This window comes from Pseudomonas peli (assembly GCF_050563605.1).
Lineage (GTDB): Bacteria > Pseudomonadota > Gammaproteobacteria > Pseudomonadales > Pseudomonadaceae > Aquipseudomonas > Aquipseudomonas peli_A.
Map to the genome: position 1 here is coordinate 1 of NZ_JBNXUH010000389.1, position 273 is coordinate 273.

The window sequence follows — 273 nt, forward strand, 5'->3', positions numbered from 1 at the left end:
CGTTGCTTTCCTTGCTCACCGTCTAGCTGCCGCTCAATCTCAGCATCTCCCCCTGCCCCCGCCCGCCCGTGGCCCTGCACCAGCTACACATTTCACGGTGCGGGCGAGGCCCCGCGACCGCTTTTCATCCACACCTCTATCCCCCGCTACGTCTCGTGGGCTCGAGATGTGTATAAGAGACAGGTTCGCGTACCGGCACCAGCGACTGGTTGCTGCCCAACAGCAGTGGATGACCCGGCGGCAGCAGGCCTTTGGCATTGATGGTTTGTGCGG

Annotated in this window: 1 pseudogene; it reads right to left on the minus strand. The window is 63.0% G+C overall.

From position 1 onward, the window contains the following. Positions 1–184 precede the first annotated feature (184 nt). A pseudogene (locus ACQ4LH_RS22065) lies at positions 185–273 on the minus strand (hypothetical protein); the annotation flags it as partial.